The organism is Streptomyces caniscabiei (assembly GCF_014930365.1).
GTDB classification, from domain to species: Bacteria; Actinomycetota; Actinomycetes; order Streptomycetales; family Streptomycetaceae; genus Streptomyces; species Streptomyces caniscabiei.
On sequence record NZ_JABXWI010000003.1, the window covers coordinates 706,714 to 726,317 of the forward strand.

General features: G+C 71.5%; 13 protein-coding genes. 3 read left to right on the forward strand and 10 right to left on the reverse strand.

The features are described 5' to 3' along the window. Window positions 1–207: 207 nt before the first annotated feature. Window positions 208–2,328: a DNA gyrase/topoisomerase IV subunit B gene (locus HW837_RS11270; RefSeq protein WP_045561089.1), complete on the reverse strand. Its 2,121-nt coding sequence runs from the start codon at window positions 2,326–2,328 to the stop codon at window positions 208–210. A gap of 478 nt (window positions 2,329–2,806) precedes the next feature. On the opposite strand from HW837_RS11270, the gene HW837_RS11275 reads away from it, so the two are divergent. Next, window positions 2,807–3,037 (forward strand): DUF7455 domain-containing protein, encoded by a 231-nt coding sequence (locus HW837_RS11275; RefSeq protein ID WP_013000244.1) that lies wholly within the window; start codon window positions 2,807–2,809, stop codon window positions 3,035–3,037. A 137-nt stretch (window positions 3,038–3,174) separates the two neighbouring features. Here the strand turns inward: HW837_RS11275 and HW837_RS11280 are convergent, their stop codons facing one another. From HW837_RS11280 to HW837_RS11310, 7 genes are all read right to left on the reverse strand, one after another. Next, window positions 3,175–3,990 carry a S1 family peptidase gene (locus tag HW837_RS11280; RefSeq protein ID WP_045561090.1) on the reverse strand — a complete coding sequence of 272 codons (816 nt, stop codon included), beginning with the start codon at window positions 3,988–3,990 and terminating at the stop codon, window positions 3,175–3,177. Between the two features lie 143 nt (window positions 3,991–4,133). Continuing rightward, window positions 4,134–5,678, reverse strand: coding sequence for an RNA polymerase sigma factor (locus HW837_RS11285; RefSeq protein WP_193381273.1), 1,545 nt, complete (start codon window positions 5,676–5,678; stop codon window positions 4,134–4,136). Between the two features lie 506 nt (window positions 5,679–6,184). Then, a complete protein-coding gene (locus HW837_RS11290; protein ID WP_078853770.1) occupies window positions 6,185–7,072 on the reverse strand; it encodes a FadR/GntR family transcriptional regulator in 888 nt (295 codons plus the stop codon). Window positions 7,073–7,254: 182 nt separating this feature from the next. After that, window positions 7,255–9,279, reverse strand: coding sequence for an ABC transporter ATP-binding protein (locus HW837_RS11295; protein WP_193381274.1), 2,025 nt, complete (start codon window positions 9,277–9,279; stop codon window positions 7,255–7,257). A 196-nt stretch (window positions 9,280–9,475) separates the two neighbouring features. Next, window positions 9,476–10,234, reverse strand: a complete 759-nt coding sequence (locus HW837_RS11300) for an NUDIX hydrolase (RefSeq protein WP_193381275.1) — start codon at window positions 10,232–10,234, stop codon at window positions 9,476–9,478. 152 nt (window positions 10,235–10,386) lie between these two features. Continuing rightward, window positions 10,387–12,516 (reverse strand): glycogen debranching N-terminal domain-containing protein, encoded by a 2,130-nt coding sequence (locus tag HW837_RS11305; RefSeq protein ID WP_234442717.1) that lies wholly within the window; start codon window positions 12,514–12,516, stop codon window positions 10,387–10,389. Between the two features lie 440 nt (window positions 12,517–12,956). Continuing rightward, window positions 12,957–14,594 carry a DUF4192 domain-containing protein gene (locus tag HW837_RS11310; protein WP_193381276.1) on the reverse strand — a complete coding sequence of 546 codons (1,638 nt, stop codon included), beginning with the start codon at window positions 14,592–14,594 and terminating at the stop codon, window positions 12,957–12,959. Window positions 14,595–14,727: 133 nt separating this feature from the next. Between HW837_RS11310 and HW837_RS11315 the strand changes: the two genes are divergently transcribed. Both HW837_RS11315 and HW837_RS11320 read left to right on the forward strand, forming a co-directional pair. Then, on the forward strand, window positions 14,728–16,908 hold the full coding sequence (locus HW837_RS11315; protein WP_045561094.1) for a RecQ family ATP-dependent DNA helicase: 2,181 nt from the start codon (window positions 14,728–14,730) through the stop codon (window positions 16,906–16,908). Between the two features lie 258 nt (window positions 16,909–17,166). Then, complete coding sequence (locus tag HW837_RS11320; RefSeq protein ID WP_045561095.1) at window positions 17,167–17,793, forward strand: hypothetical protein; 627 nt, start codon at window positions 17,167–17,169, stop codon at window positions 17,791–17,793. 423 nt (window positions 17,794–18,216) lie between these two features. Here the strand turns inward: HW837_RS11320 and HW837_RS11325 are convergent, their stop codons facing one another. Together HW837_RS11325 and HW837_RS11330 are read right to left on the reverse strand one after the other, a co-directional pair. Then, a complete protein-coding gene (locus HW837_RS11325; RefSeq protein WP_078853771.1) occupies window positions 18,217–18,822 on the reverse strand; it encodes a hypothetical protein in 606 nt (201 codons plus the stop codon). Between the two features lie 68 nt (window positions 18,823–18,890). Next, entirely contained in the window at window positions 18,891–19,592 is a 702-nt protein-coding gene (locus tag HW837_RS11330; protein WP_193381277.1) for a ribonuclease HII, read from the reverse strand. Window positions 19,593–19,604: the final 12 nt, after the last annotated feature.

Consider the following 19,604-nt stretch of genomic DNA (forward strand, 5'->3'; position numbering starts at 1 on the left):
ACCCCTGGCGCACCTCTTCACGATTGTTCACCCCATCAGGTGAAACCCCGGCCAGCCTCCCGCACTTGCGGCACAAGAGACCCACCGGCGCCCGTGTGCGGGTCGAAGAGGCGCGATCCGGGCCCCGCCCCCGGCGGGCCGAAGGCACCCGCCTCCGGGCCCACCCCGCCGGGCCGAAGGCACCCGCCTCCGGCCCGGTGACATGGGCTACGCGTCGATGCGCGACCGGTCCAGCGTGGCCGCGGAGCTGGAGATGAACTCCTTGCGCGGTGCGACGTCGTTCCCCATCAGCAGGTCGAAGACCTGCTCCGCCGCTTCCAGGTCCGACAGGTTGATCCGCCGCAGCGTGCGGTGCCGCGGGTCCATCGTCGTCTCCGCCAGCTGGTCGGCGTCCATCTCGCCGAGGCCCTTGTAGCGCTGGATGGAGTCCTTGTAGCGGATGTTCTTGCTCTGGAACTCCAGCAGCTTGTCGCGCAGCTCACGGTCCGAGTACGTGTAGACGTACTTGTCCTGCCCCTTCTTGGGCTGGACCAGCTCGATCCGGTGCAGCGGGGGGACCGCCGCGAAGACGCGGCCCGCCTCGACCATCGGCCGCATGTACCGCTGGAAGAGCGTCAACAGCAGACAGCGGATGTGCGACCCGTCCACATCGGCGTCGGTCATCATGATGATCTTGCCGTAACGGGCCGCGTCGATGTCGAAGGTACGCCCCGAGCCCGCCCCTATGACCTGGATGATCGCGCCGCACTCGGCGTTCTTGAGCATGTCGGTCACGGACGACTTCTGGACGTTGAGGATCTTGCCCCGGATCGGCAGCAGCGCCTGGAACTCGGAGTTCCGGGCGAGCTTCGCCGTACCGAGCGCCGAGTCCCCCTCGACGATGAACAGCTCGCTGCGCTCCACGTCGTCACTGCGGCAGTCGGCGAGCTTGGCCGGCAGCGACGAGGACTCCAGCGCCGTCTTGCGACGCTGCGCGTCCTTGTGCTGACGTGCGGCGATACGCGTACGCGCGGCGGCGACGGCCTTCTCCATGACGACCCGCGCCTGGGCGGCGGCGTCCCGCTTGGTGGAGGTCAGGAAGGCCTTGAGCTCCTTGGCGACCACCTGCGTCACGATGCGGCGGGCCGCCGAGGTGCCGAGGACCTCCTTGGTCTGGCCCTCGAACTGCGGCTCGGCGAGGCGGACGGTGACGACGGCGGTGAGGCCTTCGAGGGCGTCGTCCTTGACGATGTCGTCCTCGGCCACGCGCAGCATCTTCTTGGCGCGCAGCACCTCGTTCATCGTGGTGGCCACGGCCTGTTCGAAGCCCGCGACATGGGTGCCGCCCTTGGGGGTGGCGATGATGTTCACGAAGGACTTGAGCGTCGTGTCGTAGCCGGTGCCCCAGCGCATGGCGACGTCGACGCCGAGTTCACGGGTGACCTGCGTGGGCGTCATCTGGCCGTGCTCGTCCAGGACGGGCACGGTCTCCCTGAAGGTGCCCTGCCCGGAGAAGCGCAGGACGTCGCAGACCGGCTTGTCGGAGGCCAGGTACTCGCAGAACTCGCTGATGCCGCCGTCGAAGCGGAACGACTCCTCGCCCTTGCTGCCGCCCTCACCGAGACCGAACTCGTCCCGGACGACGATCGTCAGCCCGGGCACGAGGAAGGCGGTCTGGCGGGCGCGCTGGTGCAGGTGCTCCAGGGAGAGCTTGGCGTCCTTGAGGAAGATCTGGCGGTCGGCCCAGTAGCGCACGCGCGTGCCGGTGCGCGTCTTGGGGATCCGCTTGCCCTTGCGCAGACCGCCGGTCTCGAACTTGGCGTCCGGGCCGTTGCCCGCGAAGGCGCCGGGCACTCCGCGTCGGAAGCTGATGGCGTGGGTGCTGCCGCTGCGGTCCACCTCGACGTCCAGGCGGGCGGAGAGCGCGTTCACCACGGAGGCGCCCACGCCGTGCAGACCGCCGGAGGCCGCGTACGAGCCGCCGCCGAACTTGCCGCCGGCGTGCAGCTTGGTCATGACGACCTCGACGCCGGACAGGCCGGTTTTGGGCTCGACGTCGACCGGGATGCCGCGGCCGTTGTCCCGCACCTCCACGGAGGCGTCGTCGTGGAGGATCACCTCGATGTGGTCGCAGTAGCCCCCGAGGGCCTCGTCCACGGAGTTGTCGATGATCTCCCAGAGGCAGTGCATCAGGCCTCGACTGTCGGTCGAGCCGATGTACATGCCGGGGCGCTTCCGCACGGCCTCGAGCCCCTCGAGGACGAGCAGGTGCCGCGCGGTGTAGTTGGAACCGTCCCGGTCTGCTCCGGTCAGCAGCGCTGTGGACGGCACGGACGTATCGGCGGTCACGCGGTTCGCTCCTCGCTGAATTTCAGGTGCGGCCCATTGGGGTAAGGGGCCGGGCTCTGTTGCCGGTCCGAGGGTACCGAGGCCTGGTAGAGCCGTTGTAACGCCACCCTCGTCCGAAACTCAGAGTAGTCCAGCGTCGCATACACGTTCGATCCCTCGATGGGGTGAAGTACATATCACGTTCCCTTCCAGGCATGAACCATTTAGGCTCCGGGCACGTCCTCATGAACAACCGGCAACCCAGCCGGGAGGACCGTACAACCGAAAGAACAACCACCAGAACCACCGAAGAACCCCTGACAGACAGCGCGAACCCGTACGACACGAAGACACGCACTACGGCTCATTCGCCGCCAACCGGCAGCAGACAGCCGGCCCGGAAAGATTTTTTCGAGTTAAAGCCGCGAGCGGGAACGTTTTCGGCCTGGTTGGATGTTGACCCTGGTACGACAGCTCGTCGAGCTAGAGAAGAGGCGACGTGACTACTGTTCTGACCCCCGCGACCCCGCTGACGGCCGCTGACCGATGCGACCGCTGCGGCGCCCAGGCCTATCTGCGCGTCGTCCTGCTGAGCGGTGGAGAGCTGCTGTTCTGCGCCCACCACGGCCGCAAGTTCGAGCCGGAGCTCAAGAAGATCGCCGCGGAGATACAGGACGAGACGGAGCGGCTCACGGCCGCTCCCGCGACCGCAGAAGAGGACGAGCGCTGACGCTTCGCACCTGACGACGAGCCGCCACCGGCTCGAGGCCGGTGACCGGGCGGCCACTCCCGTACCCACGGGGTGGCCGCCCGCTCTCGTCCCGCACCCACAAGGGGTTCGGCCGCACAGGGCGCCTCAGCGCCCGCTCAGCGGCTTTCCGCCAGCACCCGGGCGATGTACGAGCCCCTGGTGTAGACGCCGGGATTCCCGGCGATCCCACAGCCGCTGCCCCACGAGACGAGGCCGATCAGCTTCCCCCGGGCGACCAGCGGTCCTCCGCTGTCCCCCTGGCAGGCGTCCCGGCCCCCGTTCTGCGCCCCCGCGCACACCATGGAACCGGACTGGTACCGGCCTTCCGCGCTGCCCGGATAGGCCCGCTCGCAGACGGCGTCGGCCAGCACCTCCACCGAGGCGGCCCGCAGGCCCTGTCCGTAGTCCCCGGCGCCCGTGGTGTCCCCCCAGCCGTAGACCGCCGCCGACGTGCCTGGCTCGTACGCCGCGTCCCCGGCACCCGCCAGCCCGATGACGGAGGTCTCGGGCAGCGGTGCGGCGAGCGTGACCACCGCGAAGTCGCCCGCGTTCGTGTAGGGGTCGTACTCGGGGTTGACCCAGGCGCCGCTCACCGGGATCTCCTGCCCCTCGGTCGACTGCAGCTCGGCACGATCGGCGATGACCCGCAGATCGGGAACGCGCTCCGGCGGACCGCCCAGCACACCCTCGCTGAGGCAGTGGGCGGCCGTCAGCACGGTCGTGGGGCCGACCACGACCCCGCCGCAGAACTGCCCGGCCCGCGTACCCCCGAACCGGTCACGACTGGACAGCGCCACCGTCCAGGGCGCCTGGGAGATCTCGACCGGATGACCGCCGATGACGACCTCGGCCGTCGCCGGTGGCGGCGACACCAGCGGTATGACGGCCGTGGTGGCCGCGACGGCCAGCAGTCGGGCGAACGAACGACGCATGCGGGCTCCTCACTCCGGGTCTTGGATGGCACACCCAGAGTGATCCACGGGATCGGCTTTCGCATGCCGCACACACGCCGAAGGCCCGGCTCCTTCGAGGGAACCGGGCCTTCGGACCGACCGGACGGGCCGGCGGGGACTGCCTAGTCGAGATAGTCGCGCAGCACCTGCGAGCGCGACGGGTGACGCAGCTTCGACATCGTCTTGGACTCGATCTGGCGGATGCGCTCACGCGTGACGCCGTACACCTTGCCGATCTCGTCGAGGGTCTTCGGCTGACCGTCGGTGAGACCGAACCGCATGGAGACGACGCCCGCCTCGCGCTCGGAGAGCGTGTCGAGGACGGAGTGCAGCTGCTCCTGCAGCAGCGTGAAGCTGACCGCGTCGGCCGGGACGACAGCCTCGGAGTCCTCGATGAGGTCACCGAACTCGCTGTCGCCGTCCTCGCCCAGCGGGGTGTGCAGGGAGATGGGCTCGCGGCCGTACTTCTGGACCTCGATGACCTTCTCGGGGGTCATGTCGAGTTCCTTGGCCAGCTCCTCCGGGGTGGGCTCGCGGCCCAGGTCCTGGAGCATCTGACGCTGCACACGCGCCAGCTTGTTGATGACCTCGACCATGTGCACCGGAATACGGATGGTGCGGGCCTGGTCGGCCATGGCGCGGGTGATCGCCTGACGGATCCACCAGGTGGCGTACGTGGAGAACTTGTAGCCCTTGGTGTAGTCGAACTTCTCGACCGCGCGGATCAGACCGAGGTTGCCCTCCTGGATCAGGTCCAGGAAGAGCATGCCGCGGCCGGTGTAGCGCTTGGCCAGGGAGACCACCAGTCGGAGGTTGGCCTCCAGCAGGTGGTTCTTGGCGCGGCGGCCGTCCTCGGCGATAATCTCCAGCTCGCGCTTGAGCTTGGGGGCGAGCTTGTCTGCATTGGCCAGCTTGTCCTCGGCGAACAGACCGGCCTCGATGCGCTTGGCGAGCTCGACCTCCTGCTCGGCGTTGAGCAGCGGGACCTTGCCGATCTGCTTGAGGTAGTCCTTGACCGGGTCGGCGGTGGCACCGGCGGCGGCGACCTGCTGGGCGGGCGCGTCGTCCTCGTCCTCGTCGGACAGGACGAAACCGGCGTTCTCGGTGCCCTCGGGCTCCTCACCGGGCTTGCCGCCGGGAGTCTCCTCGAGAACCTCTTCGTCGACGAGCTCCGCGTCGCCCTTCTTGGCGGTGGTCTTCTTGGCCGCCGTCTTCTTGGCGGCGACGGTCTTCTTGGCGGGCGCCGCCTTCTTGGCCACTGCCTTCTTGGCTGCGGCCTTCTTGGCGGGGGTGGCGTCCTCGGCGGAGTCGTCGGCGGCGGGCACCGCGGGAGCGGTTGGAGCGGTGGCCTTCTTGGTGGTCACCGTCTTCGCCGCGACCGTCTTGGTGGCGGTGCGCTTGGCCGGACTCTTCGCTGCGACGCTCTTTCGGGTGCGCTTGGGCTCCGCGGCACTGACCATCAGCGTCACACCCTCTTCCTCGAGGATCTGGTTGAGGCTGCGCAGTACGTTCTTCCACTGAGTGGCCGGAATCTGGTCAGCTTCGAAGGCCCGACGCACATCGTCGCCGGCGATCTGCCCCTCAGCCTTTCCCCGCTCAATGAGCGCCATGACAGAGACGGACTCGGCGATCTCCGGCGGGAGCGTACGGGATGTGCTGGCCGACACGAACAACCTCTCGGAACGTTGGAAAACGGCTTCCGGCCCCGTCCACTGCGGACAGGAGCCGACCACCGGCTTGGGAGTGGGCCGACGGTACGGGCGGGGGCCGGGAAGAGGCACAGCGCCGTGAACGGCGTCCGTATTCCCTCCGCGGCTGTCACCTCTTAGGTCATCGCGCTGTTCCCACGAGCGTTACGCCCAATCTGCGTGGCCCGAGTCACACCCCGTAAGCGGCCAAAAGCGGTCAGATACTGCCAGACGTAATCGATCAAGGCCACAACCGGTTCTGTTCGGACGTGTACCCGGACGATTCCCGAATGAACTCCTCGATATGGATCACCGTCCCGACGGGGCGCGTCGACGAGGACGCCGGCCCTGGCGTCGTGCCGCCGGACCCCGCCGAATCCCAGGAGGATCCGATGGGGCCCGGCGGCACGGGTCCGCCGGGCGAGCGACGCCACGGGAGGGGCCCGCACCCCGGCCGCGTCGCACCTGTCCCGCTCCGCGCGCCCTCAGTGCTCGCGCGGCGCGGGCACCACACGTTCCACCTCGGGGTGGACGGTGAGCAGTTGCCGCATGGCCGCCTCGGCCGCCCCTCCGTCGCCCGCGGCGAGGGCGTCGACGATCCGGGCGTGGTGCGTCAGCGTCGATTCGGTGGGCCGGTCGCATCCGGTGACCGGTCCGCCGGAGACCTGGAGGGCCGCCGAGACGATCCCGGAGAGGTGCTCCAGCATGCGGTTGCTCGCGACCTGGATCAGCAGCGAGTGGAACTCGGCGTCCGCGCGCGAGAACGTCAGCGGGTCGCCCTGGGCCATGGCGTGGCCCATCAGCTCGACCATGTCACCGAGACGCTGCTGGACGTCGTCACGGCCGTGTCCGGCGGCGAGGCGGGCGGCGAGCGGCTCGATCATCCAGCGCAGTTCGTTGAGCTCGCGCCGCTGGTCGTCGCGCTGCGGACCGAAGGCCCGCCACTCGATGATGTCCGGGTCGAGCAGGTTCCAGTCGCTGACGGGACGTACGCGCGTGCCGACGTTCGGCCGGGCGCTGACCAGGCCCTTGGCCTCCAGGACGCGCAGGGATTCACGGACGACGGTGCGGGAGACCTCGAACCGCTGGCCGATCTCCTCGGGCACGAGGGGGCGATCCGCGCCCAGGTCCCCGGAGACGATCATCTGGCCGAGCTGCTGGACGAGTTGGCCGTGCAGTCCGCGTCCGCGGCTCCCGGCGGCGCGTCGGCCCACGCGCCCCAGCTCGGGGTCCGCGCCGTCCCAGGCGGGGAGGCCTACGCGGTCCACGGCGGGGTGCTCGGCGTAGGGGTAGCGGTCGAGGTCGCCCGGTCCTGCGAGGCCGGAGTCGGCGGAGCGGGCGGCGGTCATCATGGTGTGCGCAAGGGTACTCACGCATCCTTTGTCGGCTGTGTTCTCAACTCCCTTGAGGTCTTTGGTGAAAAGCACACGAAAGGGTGATCGCTCACCCCGTCGCAATTGACGCCTTATCGGAAAGAAATGGGCGTTCTACGAGGAGTTGTGCGCATTGCGTCGACGGAAGAGCACGGACGGTGAGCACGAAAGGATGACGACGATCATCCGCGGGCCCGGCCGCGCAGGTTCGTGAGCACGTAGGCCCCCAGCAGCGCGGTCAGCGACAACAGCAGCGCCCCGCCCACGGGTTGGACGATCGCCCGCACCAGCACTTCCAGATAGCGCTCTCCCCCGAAGGGCCACTGCACCAGCACCAGCTCGCGCAGCCGCACCGGAAACCCGATCGCACTGCGCACGGAGGCCCCCTCCAGCGCCTTCTGCACCAGGGGTACGACGAGGAGGGGTACGGCGACCACGGCGGCGAGCCCCGCCGAGGTGGACCGGAAGACCCCCGCGGCGAGCACCCCCGCCCAGGCGCACCCCACGACGAGTCCGACCCAACTCGCCCCGAGCGGCAGCCAGTCGGCGGGGACGGAGATGAGTTCCGGACCGTAGACGAGGTAGAGCACTTCGAGGTCGCAACCGACGGCGAGGACCGCCAGGAGCAGCGCGGTGGCCGCCGCGACGAGGAGCTTCGCGACGAGCAGCCCCAGGCGACGCGGCACGGTGCCACGGTCCGCGGCCAGGGCGGGGTGGCGGAACTCGTCGCCGAAGGCGACGGCCCCGAGCAGCCCCGCGCCGATGGCGGCGGGCGGCAGCGGCAGCTCCCGCGGCCACGCGGCCAGCAGCCGCGGCTGCGGGGTGTGTCCGATCCTGGCCAGGACCACCGCCATGAGGGCGGACGTGACGAGTACGGTCGCGGCGGTCACGTAGGCGGTGCCGACACCACAGGTCCGCCGCAACTCGTACCGCAGCGGACGCAGCGGGTTCGGCGCCGACCGCACGGTGATGGGCGGCGGGAGCACCGGCAGGGGCGGCGTCGGTACTGGTTCGGGCGCCGTTGCCGGGGAGTGCGACAGCGGGCCCGTCTCGGACGGGTCGGCCAGGGGCGCTGCCGTGAGGTCGACATCGGCCGCAGCGGCGGCAGTGGCGGCGCGGGCGGTTCCGGGCTCGGCATCGCCCTCCGCCGCGCTGTGGGCCGACGCCCGGGTGCGCGGCTCGGCCACCGTCGCGAACCCGCTCGCCCGAGGCATCCCGGCGGACGCGTCGTGCGCCGCGAGAAGCACTCGTGCCTCCTGGGCCGCTTCGTGCGACACGTCGGCCCACTCCTCCGGATCGTCTTCGACCGCCACTGCGGGCATCTGCGGTGCCGGGCCCATGTCGCCGATCTCGTCGGCGAGTTGGTGTACGAGGATGCCGTGCCGGAACGCGACCTCGCCGATCTCCGCGCATGTACTCCCGTACACCGAGAGCCGGTTGCCTCTCTCCGGCACGATCTCCACGGAACGCCGCGCGGTCCGGGCCTCCTTGGTCAGCAGTGCCTCGAGGCGGGCGGCGTAGGGCGTACGAACGGCGACCCTGGGCCGGAGCCGGGTCCGGGAGAAGTCGGCGACGTCCTGGTCGGCGACGAGCCTGCCCTGTTCGAGGGTGAGGACCCGGTCGGCGGTCCGCGCGGCCTCCTTGGGGTCGGCGGTGGTGAACAGGACCGTTCCGCCCTGCTCGGCGTGCGCCCGCATGATCCCGTGCAGCCACCGCCCCTCGCGGACGGCCAGCGCGTGGGCCGGCTCGTCCAGCACGAGGGTGTGCGGGTCGGACAGCAGCGCGCAGGCCAGACCGAGGCGGCGGTCCATGCCCCGCGAGAGTGTGCCCAGCCGCGCCTCGCGCAGACCGACCAGGCCCACGACCTCCAGGACTTCGTCGGCCCGCCGCGTGGGCAGTCCCGCGGCGGCGCACAGCATGCGCAGATGGCCTCGGACCGTGCGGGCCGGGTGGCCGGGCACCTCGCCGAGCAGCACTCCCACTTCGCGTGAGGGGTGGGCGATGCGGTGCAGGGGGCGCCCTCTGAAGTAGGCGACGCCACGGCCCTGTTGGAGTTCGAGCAGGAGTTTCAGCACTGTCGACTTACCCGCTCCGGGGGCCCCGAGGAGTGCGGTGACGTGGCCGGAGTGCGCCTCGAAGGACACATCGTCGACGGCGGGCGGAAAGTCCTTGCGAGGATTGCTGGTCAATCCGATGGCCTGGATCACCCTAGGCAAGATAGCGCGGTATGTCCGTTTTTTCGGGCACCCTGAGGCTCACCACACGGCCATGACAGCCGAACGCGACGGAGAAGGCTCCGACCGCAGGTGGGTCGGGCCTCTGGGCACGCATGCGTCGGGGCTTCAGGCGCGTATGCGTCGGGCCTCCAGACGCGGATGCGCCAGACCTACGACCTCGCGTGCGTCAACCCTCCGGGCGCAGCATCGGCGGGTTGAGGAGGGTGGCGCCGCCGGCGCGGAAGAGCTGGGCGGGACGGCCGCCCTGCCGCGTGGTGGTGCCGCCGGTGGGCACCAGGAAGCCCGGCGTACCCGTCACCTTGCGATGAAAGTTGCGTGGGTCGAGGGCCACCCCCCACACAGCCTCGTAGACGCGGCGCAGCTCGCCGACCGTGAACTCCGGCGGGCAGAAGGCCGTGGCCAACGAGGAGTACTCGATCTTGGAACGGGCTCGCTCCACCCCGTCCGCGAGGATCTGCGCGTGATCGAAGGCCAACGGCGCCACCGGTTCGCCGTCGCGCCCGTAGCCACCCTGCTCCAACAGCTCCTCGACAGGCGCCCAGCGTGCGCTGTTGGCGTCCCCGCCCGGCCTGGGTGCGGGCAGATCCGGGGCGAGGGCGAGGTGGGCGACGCTGACGACCCGCATCCTCGGGTCGCGTTTCGGGTCGCCGTAGGTCGCCAACTGCTCCAGGTGCGCGCCGTTGTCCTGCGCGGGCTCGGACGGTTCATGGGCGGTGAGCCCGGTCTCCTCCGCCAGCTCCCTCGCGGCCGCCTGCGAGAGATCCTCGTCCGGCCGGACGAAGCCACCGGGCAACGCCCACCGTCCCTGGAACGGCTGTTCGCCCCGTCGTACCGTCAGCGCGCAGAGCGCATGGCGACGGACGGTCAGCACGACCAGGTCCACGGTGACAGCGAAGGGCGGATAGTCCGACGGGTCGTAGGGCATGTCGCGATCATAGTCGTCTGCCTGACGATAAACACTCCCTTCGCGGTCGCTTCCCCACTTGATCCACTTCTGCACGTGACCGGTGCCCCGGACCGACCTCTCCCCTCGCGCACCGTGCGCCGCCTGCCGTTCTCTCGTCACGTCACGGGAGGTCACACCCCCAACTGCAGCCCGTCAGCCGCCTCCTCGACCATCGCGAGCCCCAGCCGGCTGACCCGTACGGCGAACGGAGCGCCCGCGACGCGCAGGCCCGTCATACCGATCTCTCCCAGCGGCGCGCTGCGCACCGGCCGTAGCGTCACCGTCCCGGCGGGGGCGTCGGGACGGATTCCGACGAGAGTGGTGAGCAGCAGCACCCCTGCGGCCGCCGCCGTCGCGGCCGGTCTGCAGGAGGCGGGGTGGGGCAGCGGGGCGCTCCCCGCCGTCCGCTGCTCCCCCGCGTACATCTCGGGCAGCCTGCGGTCGAAGCTCTCGGCTGCGGCGAGCACCCCGCGCAGCAGCGCGCTCGCCTCCTTCTCGTACCCGGCGGCCGCCAGCCCCGCGACCGCGGTCGCCGTCTCCTGCACACGCACCGCGCCGCTGCGATGGCCGAAGGGGTTGTATCCCGCTTCTTTCGCCCCCAGGCTCCGCAGCCCCCACCCGGAGTCCATGGCCGGCCCTCCGAGCAGCCGCGCCAGCTGTTCGGTCCGCACCTTGTCGAGGAGTCCCGGGGCCTGCTCTCCACCGCCGAGCAGCCCGGTGTCGAGGAGGTGGGCGGCACCGGCTCCCAGATGCGGCACGAGGCGCCCGTCCGGGGTACGGGCGGCCGCGGGTCTGCCACCGCCCCGGTCCTCGACCCAGAAATCCGCCGCGAACCGGACTCTCAGTTCTCGCGCCCAGTCCCGTAGCTCCGCCCCGCCCGGTCGGCCGTACGCGTCGAGGAGATCCGCGCCCAGCAGCGCGGCCCGGTGGGCGTGCGCCTGGGTCTCGCAACGCAGCGGGCCCCCGGGGCGCGGGTCGGGCAGATGGACACCGCTGCCCACAGCGCCCCGCAGCCACCGCAGGCAGCGCTCGGCCGCGGGCAGCAGCTCCTCGGTCTCCTGTTCGGGGAGTCCCCACCTCCTGGCCTCCGCCAGGAGCACGGGGAACAGGAGGGTCGCCTCGGTACCGGTGCAGCCCGGCGGCAGATGCGGGCCCGCGTCCCGCCGCGGGCCCGGGATCATGCCGGACTCGGCCTTTCGGCCCACGACTTGGGTGCGGGCGAGGGTGCGCAGGGTGCCCGCGGCGAGGCGGGTGCCGAGCGGCAGGGTCATCCGGGCCGCGACCAGGGCGTCGGCGGGGGCCATGCCGCAACGCCACGGCGCGCCCGCCGCTAGGTGGATGTCGGACGGGTTCTTCGGGTCCCGCAGCAGCAGGGCTTCGAGGTCCTCCAGGCAGGTGCGCAGCAAAGGCTGTGCCGTCGGGTCGTCACCCGCGGCCCCGACCTGGGACAGAGGGCTCGTGGCCCCTCGTCCCACCGGCCTGACGGGGCCCGCGCCGTCCGGCCGTACCCGCAGCTCCACGCTCCGGGTGCCGCCCGGCGGCAGCTCCAACTCCCAGCGCAGCAGCCCCGCGGAGGCCAGGGCGTCGGCAGGCGGTGGATGTGCCGTCACCGTGGCGTGCCCGTGCGCACTGGACCAGCGAAGGCCGGAGTCGTGCACACTCGCCGGCAGTTCCGGGCCGGCGCTGCCGGAGGCCACGGCGCCCAGTTCCGCGAGGTCCGTCCCCAGGGACACCTCGACGGGCAGGCGTAGGGGGCGACGGGCCGTGCTGTGCAGGGTGATCCGCTCGGTACCGTCGGCATACCGTGTCCGCTCCACCATGACGTCCGGGTCCGGCCCGGCCTCGGCGGACATGCGCAACGTCGCCATGAACCGGGCTCTGTCGGCCGAGATCATCCGCGCCTGCACGGCGAGCGGTTCCCGTCCGGCCACCCTTACCTGGCAGCGGGAGAGTATGCGCCGGCCGGCACGGTAGAACCCCTCCAGTCCTCTGCCGTTCAGTTGGCCCTGCTCCGTCGAGATCGCGAGGCCCGGCAGGGCGACACAGATCAGCGTCGTGTGGGCCGGTGGCAGCTCCAGGGGGCGGCGGGGAGCAGGCACCGACACCTGCGGGGGCGAAGCGCTCCCGGCGGCGGTGCGGGGCAGCCCGGCGGAGCTGCTCGCGGTGGGCACGGCCGGCGCGACGGGTGCGGGGTGCCCGGCGGGTGCGGCCGGTGCCCGGCCGCTCCGGACCACCGGGCGTGAGCCCGAGACGCGGGGCATCGGGCTGCGGATGTCGGTGCGTGAAGCGCCGGTTGCCTCCCCACGGGCCCCTGCCCGGACCTGGGCAGGGGGCTGGGGCGGCCTGAGGAAGGACGGGACGTCGTCGGCATCGGACATGGACGGCAGGGACATGGGGTGGCTTCTTCTGTCTTCGGCGCGCTCGGGGTGCGCTCGGCACCAGGTGGGGCACCGGAGCGGGACGGGGTGCGACGGCGGCGAGGCCAGGCCACGGGTACCGCCACTCAGGTGAACGGAGCGGCTCCGCTCCGGGTCACGCCCCGCGCCCGGGAAGCCGAGCGCCCCACGGCCCGGCAGGCAGGCCGCGACGGCCCCGACAGGGAACAGCACGCTCAGGTATGCGCCGATCCAGACGAGCGTGCTCAGGTACGCCCCGATCCGGGACAGGACCGCCCTGCCTGCCCCGTGGGGGTCCGGCGCGCTCAGCTCTCCCCCTCGGTGGGCTGCCCACCGCCACCACGGCGGGCCCGCGCGCGAGCGCTCGCGCCCTCGGCTGGGCTCCCCGGCCGTCGGCCGGCGGGTGCCTTCCCGGCTCCCGAGCGTGATCGCCGGGCATGAGCGGCACCGGATGATCGCCGGATGGTACGGGTCTCGGCGCTCCCGTCCGGGTGTGACCTGCGGCGGCGCCGGGGGCCGGCCGCGATGCAGGGCTCGGCCGAGGTCGGCTGCACGGCCGGACGCTGGTCGGAAGGGGTCTCTTCGCCCACGTCTACGCCCACTCCCACGCCCTCGGCATCAACCTCGGCATCAGCACCGACTCCGGCCCTGACCTCGTCCTCGGCACCCGCACCCGCACCCGCGGGGGCAGGGACGTGGACAGAAGCCGCTGCCATGCCGCGTCCCCTGCGCTCGGCGCGCAGGCAGCGGCGAATGGATTCGGGGTCGAGGCCTTCGTTGCAGGCCTGGTGCAGAAGACGAGCGAAGAGGTAGTCAGGATCTGCGGCGAGGGCCATGGCCAAGGCCTCGCGTGCCTCCAGTTCGTCCCCCGAGGACCAGGCGACCCAGCCCACGAGGGTCAGCGGGGCAGCGGCATGCTCACCGTACGGACCGACACAGCGGCGGGCGAGGGCGCGCCAGAGACGGAGGGCCGGGCCGGCGTCGTCGCCTTCCATCCACTCCGCCGCGCGGTCGCGAGTGGCCCGGTCCTGGAGTCCGAGGATCAGGGCGGCCGCGTCCTCGTGTCCCAGGAGTTCGTCGTCGTGGAGGTCCGCGTCCAGCGTGCCGGACACGGCCGGAGCGGCGGCCAGTCGCGCGATGGCGCGCTGGGCCACGGCGAGGGTCTCCTCGGCCACCTCCGCGCGGCTCTCCGCGTGCAGAATGCGTGGGACGAGCGCGGACTGCGCCGCGTCGAGGGCGGCCTCCTGCTGCAATGCGGCGGCGGTCTCCCAGGGCAGCAGCCTCGCCCTCAGCTCTTTCAGGGTGCCGCGCACCTGGAGGCCCGCGTAGGTCGCGGCGGCGGCCAGCACGGAGGTGCCCGGCAGCCCCATCGACTCTCCGTCGGGGGAACAGCAGCCGTTGCCGGGACAGCAGTAGGACCAGAAGCGTCCGTCGGAGATGCACAGGGCCTCGACCACCGGGACGTCGAGGGTGCCGCAGGCCCTGCGCAGCAGTTGGGCGAGGGGTCGCAGGCGTTCCATGACGTCGCGTGGCGACTCGTCGCTCGCCGGGTCCTGGCAGAGGAAGGCGACCATGCTCTCCGGCCTGGCTCCTAGACGCTCGCTTCCGGTCACCAGCCCCCGGGCCAGCTGTTGGGCCACCGCCGGCCAGTCATCCGTCTGGGCTGGGATGCCCAGTCGTGCGCGCCCGCCGAACCGACCCCGTGCGTCCCGGTCGTGCAGTGCGACGAGGACGATGCTGTCCTCGGGGCGGTACCCGAGGAGGTACGGCAGGGCGTCGGCGAGCTCGGCCGGGGTCCGGAGGGTGACCTGCTGTCCGTCGTGAGGTCCGGTGGTCGCGCCGTGGTCCAGGTAGGCGGTGGGCTCGCCCTCGCGGCCGCATCCGTTCTGACCGCTGATGTCACTGTTGCCGGAGGTCCCGGCCGCTTCGCTGTGATTCGTCATGCGGCGACCATCTCGCGGATCTTGAGATTCCGCTTTGCCCTGTGGATAAGTCCGACCATGACCACGTCAGAACCTGTCCACAGTTCGCTCCTCTCGTTCGCGCGATGTCACAGGCATCGGGTTGCATGGGGCCATGAGCGACGAAGACCTGCCCCCCACCGACCGCGAAGACCTGCGTACGGCCGCCGACGCCGTGCTCGCCCGCCTCGTCGGCGCGCCGGCGGGCGCCGCGCGACTGCGCGAGGACCAGTGGCACGCCATCGAGGCGCTGGTCGCGGAGCAGCGCAGAGCCCTGGTGGTCCAGCGCACGGGCTGGGGCAAGTCCGCGGTGTACTTCGTCGCGACCGCGCTGCTGCGCGAGCGGGGCGCGGGCCCCACCGTCATCGTCTCCCCTCTTCTCGCCCTTATGCGCAACCAGGTGGAGGCGGCCGCCCGCGCGGGCATCCACGCGCGGACGATCAACTCGTCGAACACCGAGGAGTGGGACACGATCCGCCAGGAGGTCACCGCGGGCACGGTCGACGTGCTCCTGGTCAGTCCTGAGCGGCTCAACAACCCCGACTTCCGCGACCAGGTCCTGCCCGAGCTGGCGGCCGCCACCGGGCTGCTCGTGGTCGACGAGGCGCACTGCATCTCGGACTGGGGTCACGACTTCCGCCCCGACTACCGTCGGCTGCGCACCATGCTGGCCGATCTGCCGCCGAGGGTCCCGGTGCTCGCCACGACCGCGACGGCCAACGCGCGCGTGACGGCCGATGTGGCGGAGCAACTGGGCACCGGTGGTGGGACGGACGCCCTGGTCCTGCGGGGGCCGCTGGACCGCGAGAGCCTGAGCCTCGGGGTGCTCGAACTGCCGGACGCCGCCCATCGGATGGCCTGGCTCGCCGACCACCTGGACGAGTTGCCGGGTTCCGGGATCGTCTACACGCTGACCGTGGCCGCCGCCGAGGAGGTGACCGCCTTCCTGCGCCAGTGCGGGCACACCGTGACGTCGTACACCGGCAAGACGGAGAACGCGGACCGGCAGCAGGCCGAGGAGGACCTCCTCGCCAACCGGGTCAAAGCCTTGGTAGCCACCTCCGCGCTGGGGATGGGCTTCGACAAGCCCGACCTGGGGTTCGTCGTGCATCTGGGCTCGCCGTCCTCCCCCATCGCCTACTACCAGCAGGTCGGCCGCGCCGGTCGTGGTGTCGAGCACGCCGAGGTGCTGCTGCTGCCCGGCAAGGAGGACCAGGCGATCTGGGAGTACTTCGCCTCGGTCGCCTTCCCTCCGGAGGAGCAGGTGCGCCGGACCCTGGACGTGCTGGCGCACGCGGAGCGACCGCTGTCCCTGCCCGCCCTCGAACCACTGGTGGAACTGCGTCGGTCCCGTCTGGAGACGATGCTGAAGGTCCTCGACGTGGACGGCGCCGTCCGACGCGTCCAGGGCGGCTGGGTCTCCACCGGCGTCCCGTGGACGTACGACACCGAGCGCTACGCCTGGGTCGCCAAGCAGCGCGCGGCCGAGCAGCAGGCCATGCGTGACTACGTGACGACGTCGGGCTGCCGGATGGAGTTCCTGCGACGGCAGTTGGACGACGAGGAGGCCGCGCCCTGCGGGCGTTGCGACACCTGCACGAAGCCCAGGTTCGCGGACTCCGTCTCCTCGGCGGCGCTGGACGCCGCGCGCGGCGAGTTGGGGCGGGCGGGGGTCGAGGTGGAGCCCCGCAAGATGTGGCCGACCGGGCTGCCGGCGGTCGGAGTCAATCTGAAAGGACGTATTCCGGCCGGTGAACAGGCGGCACCGGGACGAGCGTTGGGGCGGCTGTCGGACATCGGCTGGGGCAACCGACTGCGGCCGATGCTCGCGCCCCAGGCCCCGGACGGCCCGGTCCCGGACGATGTCGCGAAGGCCGTGGTGGGTGTACTGGCCGACTGGGCGAAGGGCCCCGGCGGCTGGGCCACAGGGCAGCCCGACGCACAGCCGCGTCCGGTGGGTGTCGTCGTCATGGCATCCCGCAGCCGGCCGCAGTTGATCGGTTCCCTCGGTGCCCGGATCGCCGAGATCGGCCGCCTGCCGCTGCTGGGGTCGGTGGTGTACACCGGCGCGGTTTCCCAGGTCACGCGCAGCAACAGCGCACAACGTCTCAAGGCGCTCGACGGGGCACTGACCGTGCCCCCCGAGCTGGCCGCCGCCCTCGAGGAGGCGGACGGGCCCGTGCTCCTGGTGGACGACGCCACGGAGACCGGCTGGACCCTCGCGGTCGCGGCGCGCGTGCTCCGGCGCGCGGGCGCACAGGGGGTGTTGCCCCTCGTGCTCGCGGTCCGGGGGTGACCGGCCGTCAACCACGCGTGAACACCGTGCCGCTTGGGCGTTGTCGACGCCGCCCCCTGCGCAGGGATATAAGCGGTGGATCACCACAAAACTGTCAGTGGCCCCAATTGCTCGTTGCCGCAACCAAGTTCGCCAGGAAGAATTGGAGTCCGCTCCCCGCACGGCCTACTCGTGAATCGGTAGGCCTTCTGCTGCGGCGTGCGCTCCCCCAAGTCCGACCCCCGCCCGCTGTGTGGGCGCGTAGCCGAAGGGAGGATCGTGACCTTCGGATTCGCTCCGTCCTCGGCGGCTTCCGTGTCGACCTCTGCCGACCTGTCCGCCACTTCCGCCAACCGGTTGCTCGAGCCCGCGGAATGGGCCGCCGCCGGGATTCCGCTGCTGCGCAATCCCCGGGAGGTCGTCAACGGGCTGCACGCGCGGCATCAGCCCCGGCCCGCGACCGCGGTCATCGCCGTCCTGGATCCGGACGAGCGGTTGCTGGCGAGCGCCTCGTTCGTCCGGCGTCCCGCGCCGGCCGACGGGTGGATGTTCCGCAACGCCCTCCTCGCCCAGCTGCGCCGGGTCATTCCGCATGATCTGCGCCGGCGTACCCCGGTGCGGACGGCCGTGCTGCTCTACTGCCGTGAGGGCGACGCGCGTTGGACGGAGGAGGACGGGGCGTGGATGTGGGGGCTGCGGGACGCCTGCACCCTGCATGGGCTGCGCTGCGGGGCGTACATCACGCTGACACGTGACGGCTGGCAGGTCCTCGGCGAGGGCAGAGGTGGCCGACGCCCGCACGCGGACTCACCGGCCGAGCCCTTCGCCACAGCCGTCGCGCCGCCGCCCATGCCGCGCACCGGTGGCGTCGCGTCGGAGGTACTGCGCCGAGCCGCCGCGCGCTGAACCGCAACCACTCAGGTCCGCAGACGTTCAGGTCCGCAGCCGTTCCGAGCCGCTTCGGCATCCGCGCGGACCACGACGAACGCCCGCACCCACCCCCGCGCGGCCCGCTGGGGTGCGGCAAACGCTGCCGCCGTGGCCCCGTGCACAGCACGGCCCACCACGCGAGTGAGGCATGGCACGACACCGCTCCTCACGCCCCACTCCGGCACAGCGCGGCTCCACGCCTCCCCCAGCTGGGCGGCAACGTCGTAGGAAACCCCCAAGACGCCCTCGTAGCGCTCCCCGGGAACGCCGAAACACCCCGCGGGCACGCCGAAGCGCCCCTGCACGGGGTGTGGCCGCAGTGCTGCCCAGGTCGTTCCGGGGCATGCACGGCTCCCCGGCGGGCCCTCGCGGGCCGACCGGGGCCGGGTCCGCAGTCGCTCAGACTCCGGCGCCCAGCACCGAGTTGATCGTCTGCGGGTCACCGCACACGATCAACAGGGCCCGGGCCCGGCCGAGGGCCTTCGGCAGCGCATGGGCGGTGACGGCTTCGGTGCCACCGTTGACGGCGACCACGACGACGGGACGCGGCGCGGCCCGGTCGGTGGCCGAGGCATCGGCGTAGAAGACGTCGTCGCCCGCGTCGTGCTGCGCCCAGTAGGCCGCCTCACCGAAGGAGAGCTCGTGGTCGGCCCACGGGTGCGACTGGCCGGTGGTGATCACCAGCACGTCGCCGGGGGCACGGCCCGACTCCAACAGCAGATCGACGGCTTCCTCGGCGGCGTCCAGCGCACCCTCGGCCGAGGCCGGGATCAGCTGGATCTGCGGGGTTGCGGCAGGAGCGGACGGCCCGGGCTTGACCGCGGTGTGAGCCGCGCGCTGGGCCGGCACCGGCCGGGCAGGACCCGGACGACCGGGACGCGGCGGAGCCGCGGGACGGGGACCGGGTACGGGACGGGGGGTCGGCGCGACCCGGCCGCTGGCCGGAGTGGCACGCGGGCCCTGGGCACTCTCGTGAATCTGAGGCTCCTCGGGAATGAGAGGCATGAGCTGATGTTTATCAAACGCCGGTGCGAATCGCGTCGGCGGGTGGCACATGAGTGCGGACGAATCCGTCAGAAATCGAAGCCGAGCTGACCCTCGATCTCCGGAACGCGTCCGTCCGCCCAGTTGCGGGCCTTCTTGAGGTGCCGCCACTGGGGCAGCGCATCAAGATACGCCCACGACAACCGGTGGTACGGGGTGGGGCCCCGCTCCGCCAGCGCGGCCTTGTGAACAGGCGACGGATACCCGGCGTTGGCCGCGAAACCGAAGTCTGCATGGTCGACACCCAGTTCGGCCATCATTTTGTCGCGCTGAACCTTGGCGATCACCGAGGCGGCCGCGACGGCGACACAGGACTGATCGCCCTTGATCACCGTACGGACCCGCCAGGGTGACCCCAGGTAGTCGTGCTTGCCGTCGAGGATGACCGCGTCGGGCCGTACCGGAAGAGCCTCCAGGGCCCGTACGGCGGCCAGCCGCAGCGCGGCCGTCATGCCCAGGTCGTCGATCTCCTCCGGAGAGGCATGACCGAGGGCGTGCGAGGTGACCCACGTCAGCAGTACCTGCGCGAGCGACTCGCGTCGCCTGATCGTCAGGAGCTTGGAGTCGGTGAGGCCCTCGGGCGGTCGGCGCAGTCCGGTGACCGCCGCGCAGACGGTGACGGGACCGGCCCACGCTCCGCGCCCCACCTCGTCGACACCGGCAATGACCTTCGCTCCGGTCGTGGCGCGCAGGGAGCGCTCGACGGTGTGAGTAGGTGGTTCGTACGGCATGGCGCCCTTAGC

Coding starts and splice junctions, on each gene's coding strand:
- HW837_RS11280 (WP_045561090.1), bottom strand. CDS start 3,990: ATGCGTCGTTCGTTCGCCCGACTGCTGGCCGTCGCGGCCACCACGGCC.
- HW837_RS11300 (WP_193381275.1), bottom strand. CDS start 10,234: ATGCCCTACGACCCGTCGGACTATCCGCCCTTCGCTGTCACCGTGGAC.
- HW837_RS11305 (WP_234442717.1), bottom strand. CDS start 12,516: ATGCCCCGCGTCTCGGGCTCACGCCCGGTGGTCCGGAGCGGCCGGGCA.
- HW837_RS11310 (WP_193381276.1), bottom strand. CDS start 14,594: ATGACGAATCACAGCGAAGCGGCCGGGACCTCCGGCAACAGTGACATC.
- HW837_RS11315 (WP_045561094.1), top strand. CDS start 14,728: ATGAGCGACGAAGACCTGCCCCCCACCGACCGCGAAGACCTGCGTACG.
- HW837_RS11325 (WP_078853771.1), bottom strand. CDS start 18,822: ATGCCTCTCATTCCCGAGGAGCCTCAGATTCACGAGAGTGCCCAGGGC.
- HW837_RS11330 (WP_193381277.1), bottom strand. CDS start 19,592: ATGCCGTACGAACCACCTACTCACACCGTCGAGCGCTCCCTGCGCGCC.